At 72.5% G+C, this 16,199-nt stretch carries 14 protein-coding genes and 1 tRNA gene; 3 read left to right on the plus strand and 12 right to left on the minus strand.

All coding sequences use genetic code 11. The features are described 5' to 3' along the window. Positions 1 to 29: 29 nt before the first annotated feature. The 10 genes from prfA to OG867_RS08390 all read right to left on the minus strand — a co-directional run bounded on the left by prfA (position 30) and on the right by OG867_RS08390 (position 12,144). Positions 30 to 1,106 carry a peptide chain release factor 1 gene (gene prfA, locus OG867_RS08345; protein WP_328902420.1) on the minus strand — a complete coding sequence of 359 codons (1,077 nt, stop codon included), beginning with the start codon at positions 1,104 to 1,106 and terminating at the stop codon, positions 30 to 32. Between the two features lie 151 nt (positions 1,107 to 1,257). Beyond that, entirely contained in the window at positions 1,258 to 1,482 is a 225-nt protein-coding gene (rpmE, locus tag OG867_RS08350) for a 50S ribosomal protein L31 (protein ID WP_018102644.1), read from the minus strand. 155 nt (positions 1,483 to 1,637) lie between these two features. Further along, entirely contained in the window at positions 1,638 to 2,738 is a 1,101-nt protein-coding gene (locus OG867_RS08355) for an LCP family protein (protein ID WP_406283977.1), read from the minus strand. A 286-nt stretch (positions 2,739 to 3,024) separates the two neighbouring features. Further along, entirely contained in the window at positions 3,025 to 5,049 is a 2,025-nt protein-coding gene (gene rho, locus OG867_RS08360; RefSeq protein WP_406283979.1) for a transcription termination factor Rho, read from the minus strand. A gap of 404 nt (positions 5,050 to 5,453) precedes the next feature. Further along, positions 5,454 to 6,371, minus strand: coding sequence for a homoserine kinase (gene thrB / locus OG867_RS08365; RefSeq protein ID WP_018102647.1), 918 nt, complete (start codon positions 6,369 to 6,371; stop codon positions 5,454 to 5,456). Between the two features lie 303 nt (positions 6,372 to 6,674). After that, positions 6,675 to 7,745: a threonine synthase gene (thrC, locus tag OG867_RS08370; RefSeq protein WP_406283981.1), complete on the minus strand. Its 1,071-nt coding sequence runs from the start codon at positions 7,743 to 7,745 to the stop codon at positions 6,675 to 6,677. Between the two features lie 6 nt (positions 7,746 to 7,751). Next, positions 7,752 to 9,062, minus strand: a complete 1,311-nt coding sequence (locus tag OG867_RS08375) for a homoserine dehydrogenase (protein ID WP_328902416.1) — start codon at positions 9,060 to 9,062, stop codon at positions 7,752 to 7,754. A gap of 125 nt (positions 9,063 to 9,187) precedes the next feature. Further along, complete coding sequence (gene lysA, locus OG867_RS08380; protein ID WP_328902415.1) at positions 9,188 to 10,579, minus strand: diaminopimelate decarboxylase; 1,392 nt, start codon at positions 10,577 to 10,579, stop codon at positions 9,188 to 9,190. A 25-nt stretch (positions 10,580 to 10,604) separates the two neighbouring features. Beyond that, positions 10,605 to 11,675, minus strand: coding sequence for an ArgS-related anticodon-binding protein NrtL (gene nrtL, locus OG867_RS08385; protein ID WP_406283984.1), 1,071 nt, complete (start codon positions 11,673 to 11,675; stop codon positions 10,605 to 10,607). 55 nt (positions 11,676 to 11,730) lie between these two features. Beyond that, positions 11,731 to 12,144: a response regulator gene (locus OG867_RS08390; protein ID WP_328904465.1), complete on the minus strand. Its 414-nt coding sequence runs from the start codon at positions 12,142 to 12,144 to the stop codon at positions 11,731 to 11,733. 216 nt (positions 12,145 to 12,360) lie between these two features. Between OG867_RS08390 and OG867_RS08395 the strand changes: the two genes are divergently transcribed. After that, positions 12,361 to 12,432: transfer RNA gene (locus tag OG867_RS08395), tRNA-Arg, on the plus strand. Positions 12,433 to 12,493: 61 nt separating this feature from the next. Here the strand turns inward: OG867_RS08395 and OG867_RS08400 are convergent. After that, a complete protein-coding gene (locus OG867_RS08400; protein WP_406283986.1) occupies positions 12,494 to 13,342 on the minus strand; it encodes a DUF2690 domain-containing protein in 849 nt (282 codons plus the stop codon). A gap of 263 nt (positions 13,343 to 13,605) precedes the next feature. On the opposite strand from OG867_RS08400, the gene OG867_RS08405 reads away from it, so the two are divergent. Together OG867_RS08405 and OG867_RS08410 are read left to right on the plus strand one after the other, a co-directional pair. Continuing rightward, a complete protein-coding gene (locus OG867_RS08405; protein WP_406283988.1) occupies positions 13,606 to 14,607 on the plus strand; it encodes a peptidoglycan-binding protein in 1,002 nt (333 codons plus the stop codon). Positions 14,608 to 14,653: 46 nt separating this feature from the next. Then, positions 14,654 to 15,598, plus strand: coding sequence for a peptidoglycan-binding protein (locus tag OG867_RS08410; RefSeq protein ID WP_406283990.1), 945 nt, complete (start codon positions 14,654 to 14,656; stop codon positions 15,596 to 15,598). Between the two features lie 53 nt (positions 15,599 to 15,651). Here the strand turns inward: OG867_RS08410 and OG867_RS08415 are convergent, their stop codons facing one another. Beyond that, the gene (locus tag OG867_RS08415; protein WP_406283992.1) at positions 15,652 to 16,104 is read right to left on the minus strand and encodes an ATP-binding protein; all 453 of its coding nucleotides are present in this window, start codon (positions 16,102 to 16,104) and stop codon (positions 15,652 to 15,654) included. Between the last annotated feature and the right edge of the window lie 95 nt (positions 16,105 to 16,199).

The following is a 16,199-nucleotide window of genomic DNA, read 5'->3' on the forward strand; positions in this document are numbered from 1 at the left end:
TCACGAGCGGGGCGGGACGGGCGGTGGGCTCAGGCGGCTGCCAGCTTGGCGGCGGAGTCGGCGTCGACGCACGCCTGGATCACCGCGTCCAGGTCACCGTCGAGCACCTGGTCCAAGTTGTACGCCTTGAAGCCGACGCGGTGGTCCGAGATCCGGTTTTCCGGGAAGTTGTACGTCCGGATCTTCTCGGAACGGTCGACCGTACGCACCTGGCTGCGACGTACGTCCGAAGCCTCCTGCTCGGCGGCCTCCTGGGCGGCGGCGAGGAGCCGGGAGCGCAGGATGCGCATCGCCTGCTCCTTGTTCTGGAGCTGGCTCTTCTCGTTCTGGCAGGAGGCGACGACGCCGGTCGGCAGGTGCGTGATGCGGACGGCGGAGTCGGTCGTGTTGACGGACTGGCCGCCGGGGCCGGACGAGCGGTAGACGTCGATGCGGAGGTCGTTGGCGAGGATCTCGACGTCGACCTCCTCGGCCTCGGGCGTCACGAGGACACCGGCGGCGGAGGTGTGGATGCGGCCCTGGGACTCGGTGGAGGGCACGCGCTGCACACGGTGCACCCCGCCCTCGTACTTCATCCGGGCCCAGACGCCCTGGCCGGGCTCGGTGGCCCCGTTGCCGCCCTTGGTCTTCACGGCGACCTGGACGTCCTTGTAGCCGCCGAGCTCGGACTCGGTGGAGTCGATGATCTCGGTCTTCCAGCCGACGCGCTCGGCGTAGCGCAGGTACATGCGCAGCAGATCGCCGGCGAACAGCGCGGACTCGTCGCCGCCCGCCCCGGCCTTGATCTCCAGGAGCACGTCCTTGTCGTCGCTGGGGTCCCGGGGGACGAGCAGCAGGCGCAGCTTCTCGGTGAGCTCCTCGCGCTGCTTCTCCAGGTCCTTGGCCTCGGCGGCGAAGTCGGGGTCGTCGGCGGCGAACTCGCGGGCGGTCTCGATGTCGTCACCGGACTGCTTCCAGGAGCGGTACGTCGCGACGATCGGGCTCAGCTCCGCGTAGCGCTTGTTGAGCTTGCGCGCGTTGCCCTGGTCGGCGTGGACCGCGGGGTCGGCGAGTTGCTTCTCGAGATCGGCGTGCTCACCGATCAGTTCCTCGACCGCCTCGAACATCTCGGGCTCCTGGTTCCTTCGCTCGTCGTGCCTGCCGGCCGGTGGGTGCCTGCCGGGGCCGGGATACGGAGACCCCGTGCCCGGACCGGAAAAAAACGCCGGCCGCGGCGCCCCCGGGAAGAGGGCGCCGCGGACCGGCGCGGACGGCTCGCTACTTGCCGGCGGCCTTGGCGCCCTTGCCGAAGCGGGCCTCGAAGCGGGCCACACGGCCACCGGTGTCGAGGATCTTCTGCTTGCCCGTGTAGAACGGGTGGCACTCGGAGCAGACCTCGGCACGGATGGTGCCGCTGTCCAGCGTGGAGCGGGTGGTGAACGACGCGCCACAGGTGCAGCTGACCTGCGTCTCGACGTACTGGGGGTGGATGTCGCGCTTCAAGGGTGTCTCCTAGGTTCGGGAGGGCACCGGGTCGTACGCGCGGATTGCGCGCCCGTGAACCGGGGCCGACGTACCAGTCTGCCAGGACCGGCCGTATCTCCCAAAACCAGGGTGGACGGCCGGGTATTCCCCCCGGACCCGGCCGGGGGTCCGGGTCACCGGACGATCTTGCCCGCGTCGCCCTTGTCGCCCGCCGACTGCTTCGTCGCGGAGGCGGGGACCGGCTTGTCGGCGTGCAGCGCGTCCCAGACCTGCTGGTCGGCCTTCTCCAGCGGGATGACGCGGTTGGGGTCGGCGGGGTCGTACTGGACGGGCAGGGTCACCATGTTCACGTCGTCGGAGCCGAGGCCCTTGAGGCCCTTGGCGAAGCCCGCGAGCTCGGTGACCGAGCCGAGGTCGGAGTCGGTGGTGACCGCCTTGGTGGCGGTGTCCGCGATCCCGTAGAGCTTGGTGCCGTCGAACACGCCCACGCTCTTGACCTGCTGCATCAGCGCCTTGATGAACGCCTGCTGGAGCTGGATGCGGCCGAGGTCGCTGCCGTCGCCGACGCTGTGCCGGGTGCGGACCAGGCCGAGGGACTGCTCGCCGTCCAGGGTGTGGGTGCCGGGTTCGAGGTCCAGATGGCTGTCGGGGTCGTCGATCGGCTCGGTGGTGGTGATCCCGACGCCGCCGAGCTTGTCGATCAGCTTCTTGAAGCCGGTGAAGTCCACCTCGACGTAGTGGTCCATGCGGATGCCGGACATGGATTCCACGGTCTTGACCGCGCAGGCCGGCCCGCCGACCTCGTACGCCGTGTTGAACATGGCGCGCTGCTGCCCGGCCACCGGATCGCCGCTGGCGTCGCCGGTGCAGTCGGGCCGGGTGACGAGGGTGTCGCGCGGGATGGAGACCACACTCGCGGTCCGGTGCCCCTTGTTGACGTGGACGACCATCGCGGTGTCGGAGCGGGCCGCTCCGCCGTCCTCGCCGTACTCGCCGTTCGCGCCGGAGCGGGAGTCGGAGCCCAGGACGAGGATGTCCTCGGAGCCGTTGTCGACGTTCTCGGGGCGGTCCTTGCCGAGCGCGGTGTCGATGTCGACGGCCTGGAGGTTGCCGTTGAGGTGGACGTACGCGTAACCGAGGCCCGCACCGCCCACGACGACCGCGCCGGCCAGGCTCCAGACGGCTATCCGCGAGGCCCTGCGGCCGCGGGACGGTTTCTTCCGGCGCTTGCCGGTGGCCCGTATTCGGCCGCTGCTCCCGCTTCGCTCGCTCATGCGTCTCCCTCGTTCCGTCGGCTACCCCCTTGCTTCGGCGGCGACAAGAAGCGTGGCACAGGCGGCTGGGGCCCCCGGGTGGGCCGGGAACGGCTCACCCGGGGGCGGGAACGGCCGGCATTCCGGTGCTCACCTGCGGTTTCGTGGCGCGCACGACGGTTGTACGAGGGTCCCGCGCGACGGCGCCCGTGTGGCGAAGGTCTCGGAACGGCAACGGTGTACGGCACAGGGCCGCCCCCGCACCGGAAGTGCGGGGGCGGCCCTGTGTGCTGCCGGAGGGCGACGACTAGTCGTTGTTGCCCGGGGCCGGCGTCGTCTTCTGGATCTGGAGCAGGAACTCCGCGTTCGACTGGGTCTTCTTCATCCGGTCGAGCAGGAGCTCGATGGCCTGCTGCTGGTCGAGCGCGTGAAGCACCCGGCGCAGCTTCCAGACGATCCCCAACTCCTCGCTGCCGAGCAGGATTTCCTCCTTGCGGGTGGAGGACGCGTCGACGTCCACCGCCGGGAAGATCCGCTTGTCGGAGAGCTTGCGGTCGAGCTTGAGCTCCATGTTGCCGGTGCCCTTGAACTCCTCGAAGATCACCTCGTCCATGCGCGAGCCGGTCTCGACCAGCGCGGTGGCCAGGATGGTCAGCGAGCCGCCGTCCTCGATGTTGCGCGCGGCACCGAAGAAGCGCTTCGGCGGGTAGAGCGCGGTCGAGTCGACACCACCGGACAGGATGCGGCCGGAGGCCGGGGCGGCGAGGTTGTACGCGCGTCCCAGGCGGGTGATCGAGTCCAGCAGGACGACCACGTCGTGGCCCAGCTCCACGAGGCGCTTGGCGCGCTCGATGGCCAGCTCGGCGACCGTGGTGTGGTCCTCGGCGGGGCGGTCGAAGGTCGAGGAGATGACCTCGCCCTTCACCGACCGCTGCATGTCGGTGACCTCTTCCGGACGCTCGTCCACGAGGACGACCATCAGGTGGCACTCGGGGCTGTTGACCGTGATCGCGTTGGCGATGGCCTGGAGGATCATGGTCTTACCGGTCTTCGGCGGGGCCACGATCAGACCGCGCTGGCCCTTGCCGATGGGGGCGACCAGGTCGATGATCCGCGTCGTCAGGACGTTGGAGTCGGTCTCCAGGCGGAGCCGGTCCTGCGGGTAGAGCGGGGTCAGCTTCTGGAACTCGGGCCGGCCGCGGCCCGATTCGGGCGCCCCGGCGTTGACCGTGTCGAGGCGGACCAGCGCGTTGAACTTCTCGCGGCGCTCGCCGTCCTTGGGCTGGCGCACCGCACCGGTGACGTGGTCGCCCTTGCGCAGGCCGTTCTTGCGGACCTGGGCGAGCGAGACGTACACGTCGTTCGGGCCGGGCAGGTAGCCGGAGGTCCGGATGAACGCGTAGTTGTCGAGGATGTCCAGGATGCCCGCGACGGGGATCAGGACGTCGTCGTCGGTGACGGGCGGGGCGTCGGCGAACTCCTCGCGCCCACGACGGCCCCGGCGGTCGCGGTAGCGCCCGCGACGGCCGCGCCGGCTGCCGTCGTCGTCGAAGTCGTCCTGCGGGCCGTTGTTGCCGCCCTGGTTCTGGCCGCCGCCGCCCTGGCCCTGGCGCCGGTTGCCGCCCTGGTCGTCGCCCTTGCCGCGCTGACGGTCGCGCTGGCGGTCGCGGCGCTGCTCGCCCCCGCGGTCCCCGCGCTGGCGGTCGCCGCGGTCGCCCCGGCGGCCCTCGGCGTTGTCCGCGCCGGACTCGGCCTTGGAGTCGGCGGAGCGGTCCTCGGCGGGCGCCTCGTGCTTCTGCTCCTGCTTCGGCTCGTCCTGGGCGCGGTCCTTGGTCTGCGCCTTGGCGTCCGGCTTGCTCTCCGGGCTGCCCGCCTGCGCGGTGGCGCGGCGGCGACGGCGCTCGCCCGCGGGCTGGTCGTCGCTGGCCGGCTGGCCCGGGATGTCGATCTGCTGCTGGGCCGTGGCCTTGTCGGCGGGCGCGGCGGCCGGGGCCTCGTCGGCGGTGCGCGCCTTGGAGGTGGCGCGGCGCTTCGGCTTGGTCTCGGCACCCTCGGCGGGGGCCGCGGCGGCCTTGGCCTTGGAGGCGGAGGAGCCGCTGCCGGCCTGGGCCTCCTTGATGACCTCGATCAGCTGGCTCTTGCGCATCCGCGCGGTGCCCTTGATGCCGAGGCCGGACGCGACCTGCTGCAGCTCGGCCAGGACCATGCCGTCAAGGCCGGTGCCGGAGCGGCGGCGCCGTGCGGTGGTGCCAGTGGCAGCACCTTCGGCGGGCGCGGCGCTGTCGACGCTCTTGTCGGCAGTCACGCCCATCAGATCGGTGGTGTCGCTCACGAAGGGTCCTTCCCTGGAGCGGACGTCGGCCTTCTGGCTCGGCGACCGGTTGTGCTGTCCGGCTGCGGTCCTCGGTTGGTGCGGCCCGTGCCGGGGCGGTGGTCCGCCGGATGGAACGGCGGAGAGATGAGGTGTGCGTGTGCCCGGCGCGAGCATCCCCCTGCTCGGCCCACTCCTGGACGAGCGAGGGGTGTCGTGCCGGTTCCGGAGCGTGCTCGCAACTGCTCAGGCAGGCTGCTCAGGCAGTTGGGGAGGCTCCCGGAAGAAATGGTGGTCCCGAAGGGGACACGAAGCAACGCGCCTCTTGGACGTCGATTGCAGACTTGAGATTAACACTACCGGCTCCAACAAACATTCCCCCTCTCCCTCACCGGCAATCACTTCTCGCCCGGCGGCCTCGCGGGCTACGGGGCCAGTGGCAGGACGCTGGCGCCCTGCGCGTCGAGAGCGAGCCGGTTGGCCGCCCATCCCTCACCCGCCAGTCGGGCGACCTTGTCCGCGTCGCCGTCCCCGGCCAGGGCCAGCACGGTCGGTCCCGCGCCGGAGATGACGGCGGGGACGCCCTCGGCGCGCAGCCGGCCGACGAGTTCGACGCTCTCGGCCATGGCGGGCGCGCGGTAGTCCTGGTGCAGCCGGTCCTCGGTGGCCGTGAGCAGCAGCTCGGGGCGCCTGGTCAGGGCCTCTACGAGGAGCGCGGCACGGCCGGCGTTGAACGCGGCGTCGACGTGCGGGACGGTGCGCGGCAGGAGTCCGCGGGCGGTCTCGGTGAGCACCGGCTTGCCGGGGACGAAGACCACCGGAACGATGGAGTCAGCGGGGTCCATCCTGATCGCGCGGGCGGAGGCGCCGTCCATCCAGGCGAGCGTGAATCCGCCGAGCAGGCAGGCCGCGACGTTGTCGGGGTGGCCCTCGATCTCGGTGGCGAGCTCCAGCAGCGCGGCGTCGTCCAGCCGGGCGTCGCCGCCGGTCGTCACGGCGCGGGCGGCGACGATTCCGGCGCAGATGGCGGCGGAGGAGGAGCCGAGGCCGCGTCCGTGCGGGATGCGGTTGGCACAGACGATCTCCAGGCCGCGCGGCTGTCCGCCGAGCAGGTCGAAGGCGGTGCGCAGGGACCGTACGAGCAGGTGCTTCTCGTCGCGGGGCAGGGTGTCCGCGCCCTCACCGGCGATGTCGATGTGCAGTCCGGAGTCGGCGACGCGGACGACGACGTCGTCGTACAGGCCGAGCGACAGGCCGAGGGCGTCGAAACCGGGGCCCAGGTTGGCGCTGGTCGCGGGGACGCGCACCCGGACGGCGGCGGCTCGGAAGGCGGGACCGGCCATCGCTGTGACGACTCTCCTTGTGAGGCGGCGGGGATTCCGGGGGCTGCGGGCGGGGATTCTTTGGGGGAGCCGCAACGGCCCGGGGACACCCCGGCAGATGCGGCGGGGCGGGTTGGGTACAGCTTATCGAAGGAAGGTTCTGTGGCGACATAGGGCGCACGGGAGGCGCACGATGCGTGTCGCACCCCCGCGGTGCGCTCTTGTTGCCGGAAAGGGGCCGGTAGGACGCCCTTTCTGACGAGTCGTCGCGCGGTTCCCCCGGGCCGTCGTCCGGACCGGCCCGGGGGGTGACGCGTTACGTGCTTACGCCAGGCCCAGCTTCTCGGCGGCGGCGGCCGCGTCGACCGGGACGGTGACGGGCTGCGGGGCGCCCGCGACGGCCCAGTCGGGGTCCTTGAGGCCGTTCCCGGTCACCGTGCAGACGATGCGCTGGCCGGGGTCGACCTTGCCCTCCTCGGCGGCCTTGAGCAGTCCGGCGACGGACGCGGCCGAGGCGGGCTCCACGAAGACGCCCTCCTGGGAGGCCAACAGCCGGTACGCGGACAGGATCTGACGGTCCGTGACCTCATCGATGAAGCCGCCCGACTCGTCCCGCGCGGCCAGCGCGTAGTTCCAGGAGGCCGGGTTGCCGATCCGGATCGCGGTGGCGATGGTCGACGGGTCCTTGACGACCTCGCCGCGCACGATGGGCGCGGAGCCGGACGCCTGGAAGCCCCACATGCGCGGCTTGTGCGCGGCCATGCCGTCCCCGGCGTACTCGGTGTAGCCCTTCCAGTACGCGGTGATGTTGCCCGCGTTGCCGACCGGGAGGACGTGGATGTCCGGGGCGTCGCCGAGCGCGTCGACGATCTCGAACGCGGCGGTCTTCTGGCCCTCGATACGGACCGGGTTGACCGAATTGACCAGCGCGACCGGGTAGTTGTCCGAGAGCGAGCGGGCCAGCGTGAGGCAGTCGTCGAAGTTGCCGTCGACCTGGAGGATCTTGGCACCGTGCACGAGCGCCTGGCCCATCTTGCCGAGCGCGATCTTGCCCTGCGGCACGAGGACCGCGCAGACCATGCCGGCCCGGACCGCGTAGGCGGCGGCCGAGGCGGAGGTGTTGCCGGTGGAGGCGCAGATGACGGCCTGCGCGCCCTCCTCCTTGGCCCGGGTGATGGCCATGGTCATGCCGCGGTCCTTGAAGGACCCGGTGGGGTTGGCGCCCTCGACCTTGAGGTGCACCTCGCAGCCCGTGCGCTCGGAGAGGACCTGAGCGGGGACGAGCGGCGTACCGCCCTCACGGAGCGTGACGACCGACGTCGTGCTCGTGACCGGGAGACGGTCCCGGTACTCCTCGATGATGCCGCGCCACTGGTGGGTGCCCTTGGTGGTCATGGGTCCTTACTCCCCTTCAACACGCATGATGCTGGCGACACCGCGCACGGTGTCGAGCTTGCGCAGCGCTTCGACGGTCCCGGAGAGGGCGGCGTCTGGCGCGCGGTGGGTGACGACGACGAGAGATGCCTCGCCGTCGGTTTCCTGGCTGTCCGGCCGGCTCTGCTGGCGGACCGTATCGATGGATACGCCCTGGTCGGCGAAGACCGTCGCGACCTGGGCGAGCACGCCCGGCTTGTCGGCCACGTCGAGGCTGATGTGGTACCGCGTGACGACCTCGCCCATGGGGCTCACCGGCAGCCGCGTGTACGCGGACTCGCCGGGCCCGGGGGCCTCGTTGAGCTTGTTGCGGCAGACGGCCACGAGGTCGCCGAGGACGGCGGACGCGGTGGGCGCCCCGCCCGCGCCGGGGCCGTAGAACATCAGCTGCCCGGCCGCCTCGGCCTCCACGAACACCGCGTTGTACGCCTCGCGCACCGAGGCGAGCGGGTGGCTGAGCGGGATCATCGCGGGGTGCACGCGGGCCGTCACGGAGGCACCGTCGGCGGCGCGCTCGCAGATGGCGAGGAGCTTGACGGTGCAGCCCATGCGGCGGGCGGAGGCGATGTCGGCGGCGGTGACCTCGGTGATGCCCTCGCGGTGCACGTCGCCGATGCGGACCCGGGTGTGGAAGGCGATCCCGGCGAGGATCGCGGCCTTCGCGGCGGCGTCGAAGCCCTCCACGTCGGCGGTGGGGTCGGCCTCCGCGTAACCGAGGGCGGTGGCCTCGTCCAGCGCCTCGGAGTAGCCGGCGCCGCTGGTGTCCATCTTGTCGAGGATGAAGTTGGTGGTGCCGTTGACGATGCCGAGCACCCGGTTGACCTTGTCGCCGGCCAGGGACTCGCGCAGCGGCCGTACGAGCGGGATGGCACCGGCCACCGCGGCCTCGTAGTAGAGGTCCCGGCCGTGCTGTTCGGCGGCGGCGTGCAGGGCCGCGCCGTCCTCGGCGAGCAGGGCCTTGTTCGCGGAGACGACGCTCGCGCCGTGCTCGAAGGCGGTCCTGATCAGCGTGCGGGCGGGCTCGATGCCGCCGATGACCTCGATGACGACGTCGATGTCGCCGCGTTTGACGAGGGCGGTGGCGTCCGTGGTGATCAGGGCGGGGTCGATGCCCTCGCGCACCTTGGAGGGCCGGCGGACGGCGACACCGGCGAGCTCCACCGGCGCGCCGATGCGCGCGGCGAGGTCGTCGGCGTGCGTCGTCATGATGCGCGCCACCTCTGAGCCGACCACACCACAGCCCAGCAGCGCCACCTTCAGCGGACGCGTACGCATCATCCGACCTCGTTTCCTTTACACCTGTAGTACGGACCAGTCTCACTCACCGGACGGGGGTTCCCGCCCCCCGTCCGGATCCTGAGATGTTTACGGGGATAGCGTGGTACGCCCCCGGAAATTCGGCGTCAGCCGACATCGAGACGCAGGAGATCTTCCTCCGTCTCGCGCCGGACGATCACCCGCGCCTCCCCGTCCCGCACGGCGACGACCGGCGGGCGCAGGGCGTGGTTGTAGTTGCTCGCCATGGAGCGGCAGTACGCGCCGGTGGCGGGCACGGCGATCAGGTCGCCGGGGGCCAGGTCCGCCGGCAGGAAGGCGTCCTTGACCACGATGTCGCCGCTCTCGCAGTGCTTGCCGACGACCCGGACGAGCATCGGTTCGGCGTCCGAGGTCCGCGAGACGAGCGCGACGCTGTACTCGGCGTCGTACAGCGCGGTCCGGATGTTGTCCGACATGCCGCCGTCGACGCTCACGTAGGTGCGCAGGCCCTCCAGCGGCTTGATCGTGCCGACCTCGTACAGCGTGAAGGCGGTCGGGCCGACGATGGCGCGGCCGGGCTCGACGGAGATGCGGGGGGTGGCGAGCCCGGCGGCCTCGCACTCGCGGGTCACGATGTCGCCGAGCGACTTGGCGATCTCGTGCGGTTCGCGCGGGTCGTCCTCGGAGGTGTACGCGATGCCGAGGCCGCCGCCGAGGTCGATCTCGGGCAGTTCGACGCCGTGCTCGTCGCGCACCTCGGCGAGCAGCTGCACGACGCGGCGGGCGGAGACCTCGAAGCCGGCCATGTCGAAGATCTGGGACCCGATGTGGGAGTGGATGCCGACGAGTTCGAGCCCGTCCAGGGTGAGCGCCCGGCGCACGGCCTCGGCGGCCTGTCCCCCGGCGAGCGCGATGCCGAACTTCTGGTCCTCGTGGGCGGTGGCGATGAACTCGTGGGTGTGCGCCTCGACGCCGACGGTCACCCGGATCTGGACGCGCTGGCGCTTGCCGAGGCCCTGCGCGACGTGGGCGACGCGGGCGATCTCCTGGAAGGAGTCCAGGACGATGCGCCCGACGCCCGCCGTGACGGCGCGCTCGATCTCGTCGACGGTCTTGTTGTTGCCGTGGAGGGCGATGCGCTCGGCGGGCATCCCGGCGTCGAGCGCGGTGGCCAGCTCGCCGGCCGAGCAGACGTCGAGGTTGAGCCCCTCCTCCTTGAGCCAGCGCACGACGGCCCGGGAGAGGAACGCCTTGCCCGCGTAGAAGACGTCGGCCCCGGGCCCGAAGGCGTCGGACCAGGCGCGGCAGCGGGCCCGGAAGTCGGTCTCGTCCAGGAAGTAGGCGGGGGTGCCGAACTCCTCGGCGAGGCGGGAGACGGCGAGCCCGCCGACGGTCAGGGCTCCGTGCTCGTCTCGGGTGACGGTGTGGGACCACACCTTCTCGTCCAGGACGTTGAGGTCGTCGGCGGGGGCGAGGTAGTGGCCCTCGGACATGACGTCGGCGTGACGGGGTCCGGCGGGGTGTGCGGATCGGCTCATCGTGTGGCTCTGCTCTCTCGGGTGCTCAGAGGTGTTCGGGCGCGCTGACGCCGAGCAGGGACAGGCCGCCGGCCAGCACCGTCCCGGCGGCTTCGGCGAGGGCCGTCCGGGAGCGGTGGGCGGCCGAGGGTTTCTCGTCCCCGACGGGGAGCGGTGGGGCGGCGTCGTGGAAGTCGAAGAAGGCGGCGGCGACCGCGTCGAGGTGCCGGGCGAGCCGGTCGGGGGCGCGGTGGCGGGCCGCGCCCGCGAGGACGGCGGGGTGCGCGTCGATCAGCGTGAGCAGGGCGGTGGCCCCGGTGGCGTCGATGCCCTCGCCGGGCCCGGCGACGGTGAGGCCGAGCCGGTGCGCGCCCCGGAGCACGGCGCGAGCGCGGGCGTGTGCGTAGCGGACGCGGAAGAGGCCGTTGGCCTCGGTCTGCGCGAGCAGTTCGTTCCCCAGGGGGGCACGGTCGTGCGCGGCTGGCCGGAGCAGGCCCCAGCGGGCGGCGTCGGGGCCGAGGCGGTCGAGCAGGGCGGCGGCGGTGTCCCCGGCGGGGACGGGACGCACAAGGGTTTCCGCCTGGGCGTCGGACGCCTCCGCGCTCACCCCGAGCCGCGTCCAGGCCGGGTCCGGCTCCCCGTCGCAGCTGAGGTGTACGTCGGCACCCTGGGCGGCCAGCAGGCGGCGGACGGCGTCGGCGGTGACGGCGGCCCGGACCTCGCGGGCGTGGACGAGCCGCAGCCGCTGTCCGGCGAGGGCGTCCCCGTACCCGTACCGCTCCCCCTGCTCCCGCACCCGGTGGACGAGGTCGCGGTGGGCGGCGGCGCCGGTGGCGGTGTCGAGCGTGAAGTTGAGGAAGCCGGGTCCGGTGATCTCGACCCCGGCGACCCCGGGGGCTCCGGCGAGCCGGTCGCGCAGGATCTCGGCGACCTCGCGGGCGTGGAGCCCGGCGGGTCCGGCGAGCTGGAGCGCGACGGCGCTGGCGTAGTCGCCGCGCCCGCCGGGCCGGGTCCTCTCCACCCGTACGCGCGCGGGAACGGGCGCGTGCAGGGCGTCCTCGCGGACCGCGCGGCGCACGGCGTGCAGCACGGTCGTGGAGAGATCGACGGGGGTCACGGGACAAGCGTAGGGGAGGGAGGGGGCCCCTTCGCGAACCGGTTTCGCCATGCGGTCAGCCGGCGGCGCTCTCCGCCCGCCCGGCACCCGCCCCACCGTCGAGCGCGGCGGGCCGGCCGCGCTCCATCAGCCGACGCACGAGCCGTACCAGCTCGGTCGGCTCGAAGGGCTTGGCGAGGAACGCGTCGACCCCGGCGGCGACCCCGCTGTCCACCTCGTACGGCGTGCAGGCGCTGACGATCGCGAGCGGCAGATGCCGGGTGCGCGGGTCGGACCGCAGCCGGGTGGCGGTCTGGAGGCCGTCGAGCCGGGGCATGACCACGTCGAGCGTGATCACGTCGGGCCGGACCCGGTGCACGAGATCCAGACACTCGACACCATCGCCCGCGGTCACGACCTCGAAGCCCTCCAGCTCGAGATTGACCCTGATCAACTGCCGGATGACCTTGTTGTCGTCGACAACAAGCACGCGGCCGCATGCCCCAGACACCCTTCGAGAGTAGGCGCGCCGGAAGGGCTGCGTCCGGGTTTTGCCCACTTCCGCCCCCGGAGGAGGCCCCGTAAGGATGGCCGGATGTGTGTACGAGGGGGCGCGCACCGTCACGCGATGACGCGGAATACCTGTTCACGGGCACCCCGTCGGAGCTGGTAGTGTTTCACCCGTCGCAGAGCAGCACAGCGATACGCCCCCGTAGCTCAGGGGATAGAGCATCGGCCTCCGGAGCCGGGTGCGCAGGTTCGAATCCTGCCGGGGGCACTTCGCAGGAAGTGCCACAGAAGCGCTGACCCACAGAAATGTCGGTCAGCGCTTTTTTGTGTCAGCGGGCGGCGCTGGTGGGGATGTTGGCGCAGATGGTCCGCGCCGCGAGCACGGCACAGGCCGTGACGTCCCGGGGGTGGGCGGCCGGCAGCATCCAGGAGTGGGCGGTGTGCCCGCTGATCTGGGCTCGCTTCTGGGTCCGCCCTTCGAGGTCGGTGATCCGGGCGATGTCTCCAGGGTGGGTCTGGCTGATTCTGGCCCAGGCCGCTTTGCACCTCGGGCTGTAGCGGAGCTCGACTCCGATCACCGTGTCGGCGTCGACGAAGGCGGTGACCGCGTCGTTGCGGCACACCGTGTAGTTGGGCTCCAGTCCGGTGCACGCCTCCCCTTCGCAGACGGCGAGGGCCCCTGCCGACCGGGTCGCGGCGGCCGGCGCATCGTCGTCCGAGTGGCGCGCGCTCTCCCAGGGGGCGGCCAGCCACAGGGCACCGGCGCCGAGGAGGACGAGGGCGGCGGCCGCCAGACCGTGGCGCCGTCCGCGCGCGGGACGGCCCGGCGCAAGCGGCGGGGCAAGGGCGGGGCCGGGTTCGGCCGGGGGCGTCTCCGGGGTCCGGTTCCGGGCGGTGCGTTCCGTGGTGGCCCGCGCCCACAGACCGAGAGCGAGCGCCAGGTCTTCCGGTGGGCGCTGGAAGATCGCGTGGAGCGCCCTGACCACCTCTTCCCGGGCGATCGACGGCTTGGCCGGGTCCAGGTACCGCGACAGCGTCGCCTGGGTGATCTCGATTCCGTGGGACCTGAGCTTGCCCACGACGGAGTCCTGCTTGAGCACGACCTCTTCGCCCTGCCACCACTGCCGGAGCACCGTGGACAACTCGGCCCCCGCATTCACCTGATCGGGTTGCCCCATCTGCCCATCCCTTGATCGCCATATACATGCACAGCTACGAAACAGCAGGTCAGGGCCGTGTATGACCGCTGAATCAGCGGTGCATGAGACGGCCCCCAGCGCAGGGTAGAGGCCCCCCGGGTCGGCGGGGCAATCTGTGTCCAGCGGTCGCCGACGCGGCACCGCACATCCCACTCCCTCCGCCCCCAGACGGGCTGCCTCGCCGTGCCACGGCGTGGTTCGCCGTGCCCGGTGCGGTGGAGGCCACCCCGAAGGAGAACCCTGTGACCCGGCCTCGCGCTCTCTCCCGCGCCCTGCTGACCCTCACGCTGTCCGGTGCGTTGCTCGCCCCCGTGGCCCCCTCCATCGCGGCCGCCACGCCGGCCTCGCACGCCTCCTTCGTGAGGGCCGCGGCGACGTGGCCCGTGCTGCGGGCCGGGGCACGCGGTACGGACGTCGCCACCGTCCAGGACCTGCTCGCCGCGACCGGGCGCCCGGTGGCCGCGGATGGCGTGTTCGGGACGGCGACCACCCGCGCCGTGAAGGGCTTCCAGTCGGCCCGCCACCTGACCCCGGACGGTGTCGTCGGCGGGCGGACATGGGCGGCCTTGGCCGTCACCCTGCGGTCCGGGGCAAAGGGCCGGGCCGTACGGGCGCTCCAGCGCCAGCTCGTCCAGGAGGGCCACCGCCTTGACCGGGACGGAACCTTCGGCCCGGCAACGGGCGACGCGCTGCGAGCGGCCCAGCGGGGCCACCGGCTGCCCGCCGACGGGGTGGCCGGACCGCGCACCTGGGCGGCGCTCCTCGCCACCGCCACCCCCGGGCGGCCGTCCGGTGACGTCTCCGCGCTGCGCGGGCGGATCGTGGCCACGGCGCGCGGCCAGCTCGGCGTCTCCGAACCGTCCGGCTGCCGCACCTATCTCAAGGACTGCGCGCACACGGCGTGGTGCGCCGCGTTCGCCTCGTGGACGTGGCGGAAGGCGGGCGTCCCGGACTCGTCGGTGCCGAAGACGCTCGTCGCCCGCGCGGTCGGGCTGTGGGGGCAGCGCAACGGGCTCTTCCACAGCGCCCACCCCAAGCCCGGCGACATCGCCGTGTGGGGCGAGCCCGCCGACCGGACCGGCGGCCATGTCGGGATCGTCGTCGCCGTCCATGCCGACGGGCGCATCGACACCGTCGACGGCAATTACGGCGACAAGGTCACCCTCCGCAAAAACATCGACCCCCGCACGGCGAGGACCCGCTCGCACCGCATCTCCGGCTACGTCTCCCCGCGCGGTGCCTGACCCAGCCCGTTCCCGTACACCCACACCAACGCAAGGAGTGCACACCATGTCCCGTACGCAGCTTCTCCCCACCCGCTGGTTCCCGCTCGCGGTCGGCGCCGCGACGGCCGCCACCCTGCTGCTCGGCACCGCCGCCGAGGCCACGTCCCCCACCCCGGGACGGCACGGCACCGCCACCGCCCGTCCGGCCGCGTCCGCCTACTACACCCCGTCCCAGGCGAAGGCCAAGCTTCGTCAGGCCGGCATCACCTGGCGGGCCAGCAAGCGTTGCGAGGACAAGAACCGGAACGGCTGCACCAGCTTCCAGGGCATCCGGAGGACGACCGTCGACGGAGTGATCGACCTGCGGCACGCGAGCCACTGCTGGATCGTCATCACCGGTGCGGCCGAGATCCCGCCGCACAAGACCGAGGGCGCCTACACCCACGGCAAGGGGTACAAGGTCGACATCGCGCTCGGTGACTGCATCAACAAGTACATCGTCAACCACTCACGTACGACCCGCGGCTCCAAGCGCGTGGCCGGAACCGTCGAGTACCTCCGCGAGGGCAACCACTGGGACATCACCTACCGCCCCACCGGCTCGACCGCGCCCGCGAGCCGGGCCTGGCCCACTCTCCGCTCCGGCTCGCGGGGGCACGCGGTGGCCACCGCCCAGCAGCTACTGGGCGTCAAGGCCGACGGGCGCTACGGCCCCGCCACGGCCCGGGCGGTGAAGGCGTTCCAGCGCGGCCACCGCCTCGGCGCCGACGGCATCGTGGGCCCGGCCACCTGGCAGCGCCTCGCCCCCACCTTGCGGACCGGCGCGCACGGCACCCCGGTCAGGGCACTGCAGACCCAGTTGCGCCGGCACGGCGCCCGTATCGGCGTCGACGGCGCGTACGGCAAGGCCACGGCCGTCGCGGTCCGCGCGTTCCAGCGCGGCCACCGGCTGACCGCCGACGGCATCACCGGCCCCACGACCTGGCAGCGCCTGCTCACCACCGGCTGAGCCCCTGCCCTCAGACAGCCCCGGCCGAGCACGGCCGGGGCTGTCCCGCGCCGTCAGCCCGGCAGGTCCAGCTCGGCCGCAATCGTCTTGCCCACCGGGACGCGGTCCAGCACCTCCCACCGGTCGGCGAGCGCCGACACCAGGAGCAGCCCGCGCCCGTCCTCGGCGAGCGGGGCCGGGTCGGCCACGCCCCCGGCGGGCGGCCGCCGTTCGCCGCGGGCGTCGGAGACCTCGATGCGGAGGGTCCGGCCGGTGAGCCGGACGGCCAGCTCGAAGTCGCGGCCGGGGACGCGGCCGTGGGTGACGGCGTTGGCGGTGAGTTCCGCGACCAGCACGGCGGCGGTGTCCGACGCCGTGCTGCCGTACGGCACGCCCCAGGCGTCGAGCTGGTGCAGGGCGAGCCGTCGGGCGAGCCGGGCGCCGCGCGGGGTGGAGCTGAAGCGTTGGGTGAACGCCTTTGCGGTGGCCGGAGCTTGGGGGGCGGCCGCGGTGGGCAGTGGTGTCATGCCAACAATCTGGCGGTATGTTCGTGGCGCGCACCAGTGATCACCCGCGTACTCCGGGTGAGCGTACGCGCCCCGGGCGTGGGCGGCACCGGATG

The organism is Streptomyces sp. NBC_00209 (genome assembly GCF_045206345.1).
Lineage (GTDB): Bacteria > Actinomycetota > Actinomycetes > Streptomycetales > Streptomycetaceae > Streptomyces.

What these genes read in the sequence shown, in the direction of transcription:
- prfA (WP_328902420.1), bottom strand. Translation starts at nt 1,106, where the DNA reads ATGTTCGAGGCGGTCGAGGAACTGATCGGTGAGCACGCCGATCTCGAG.
- OG867_RS08355 (WP_406283977.1), bottom strand. Translation starts at nt 2,738, where the DNA reads ATGAGCGAGCGAAGCGGGAGCAGCGGCCGAATACGGGCCACCGGCAAG.
- thrB (WP_018102647.1), bottom strand. Translation starts at nt 6,371, where the DNA reads ATGGCCGGTCCCGCCTTCCGAGCCGCCGCCGTCCGGGTGCGCGTCCCC.
- thrC (WP_406283981.1), bottom strand. Translation starts at nt 7,745, where the DNA reads ATGACCACCAAGGGCACCCACCAGTGGCGCGGCATCATCGAGGAGTAC.
- OG867_RS08375 (WP_328902416.1), bottom strand. Translation starts at nt 9,062, where the DNA reads ATGATGCGTACGCGTCCGCTGAAGGTGGCGCTGCTGGGCTGTGGTGTG.
- lysA (WP_328902415.1), bottom strand. Translation starts at nt 10,579, where the DNA reads ATGAGCCGATCCGCACACCCCGCCGGACCCCGTCACGCCGACGTCATG.
- OG867_RS08400 (WP_406283986.1), bottom strand. Translation starts at nt 13,342, where the DNA reads ATGGGGCAACCCGATCAGGTGAATGCGGGGGCCGAGTTGTCCACGGTG.
- OG867_RS08410 (WP_406283990.1), top strand. Translation starts at nt 14,654, where the DNA reads ATGTCCCGTACGCAGCTTCTCCCCACCCGCTGGTTCCCGCTCGCGGTC.
- OG867_RS08415 (WP_406283992.1), bottom strand. Translation starts at nt 16,104, where the DNA reads ATGACACCACTGCCCACCGCGGCCGCCCCCCAAGCTCCGGCCACCGCA.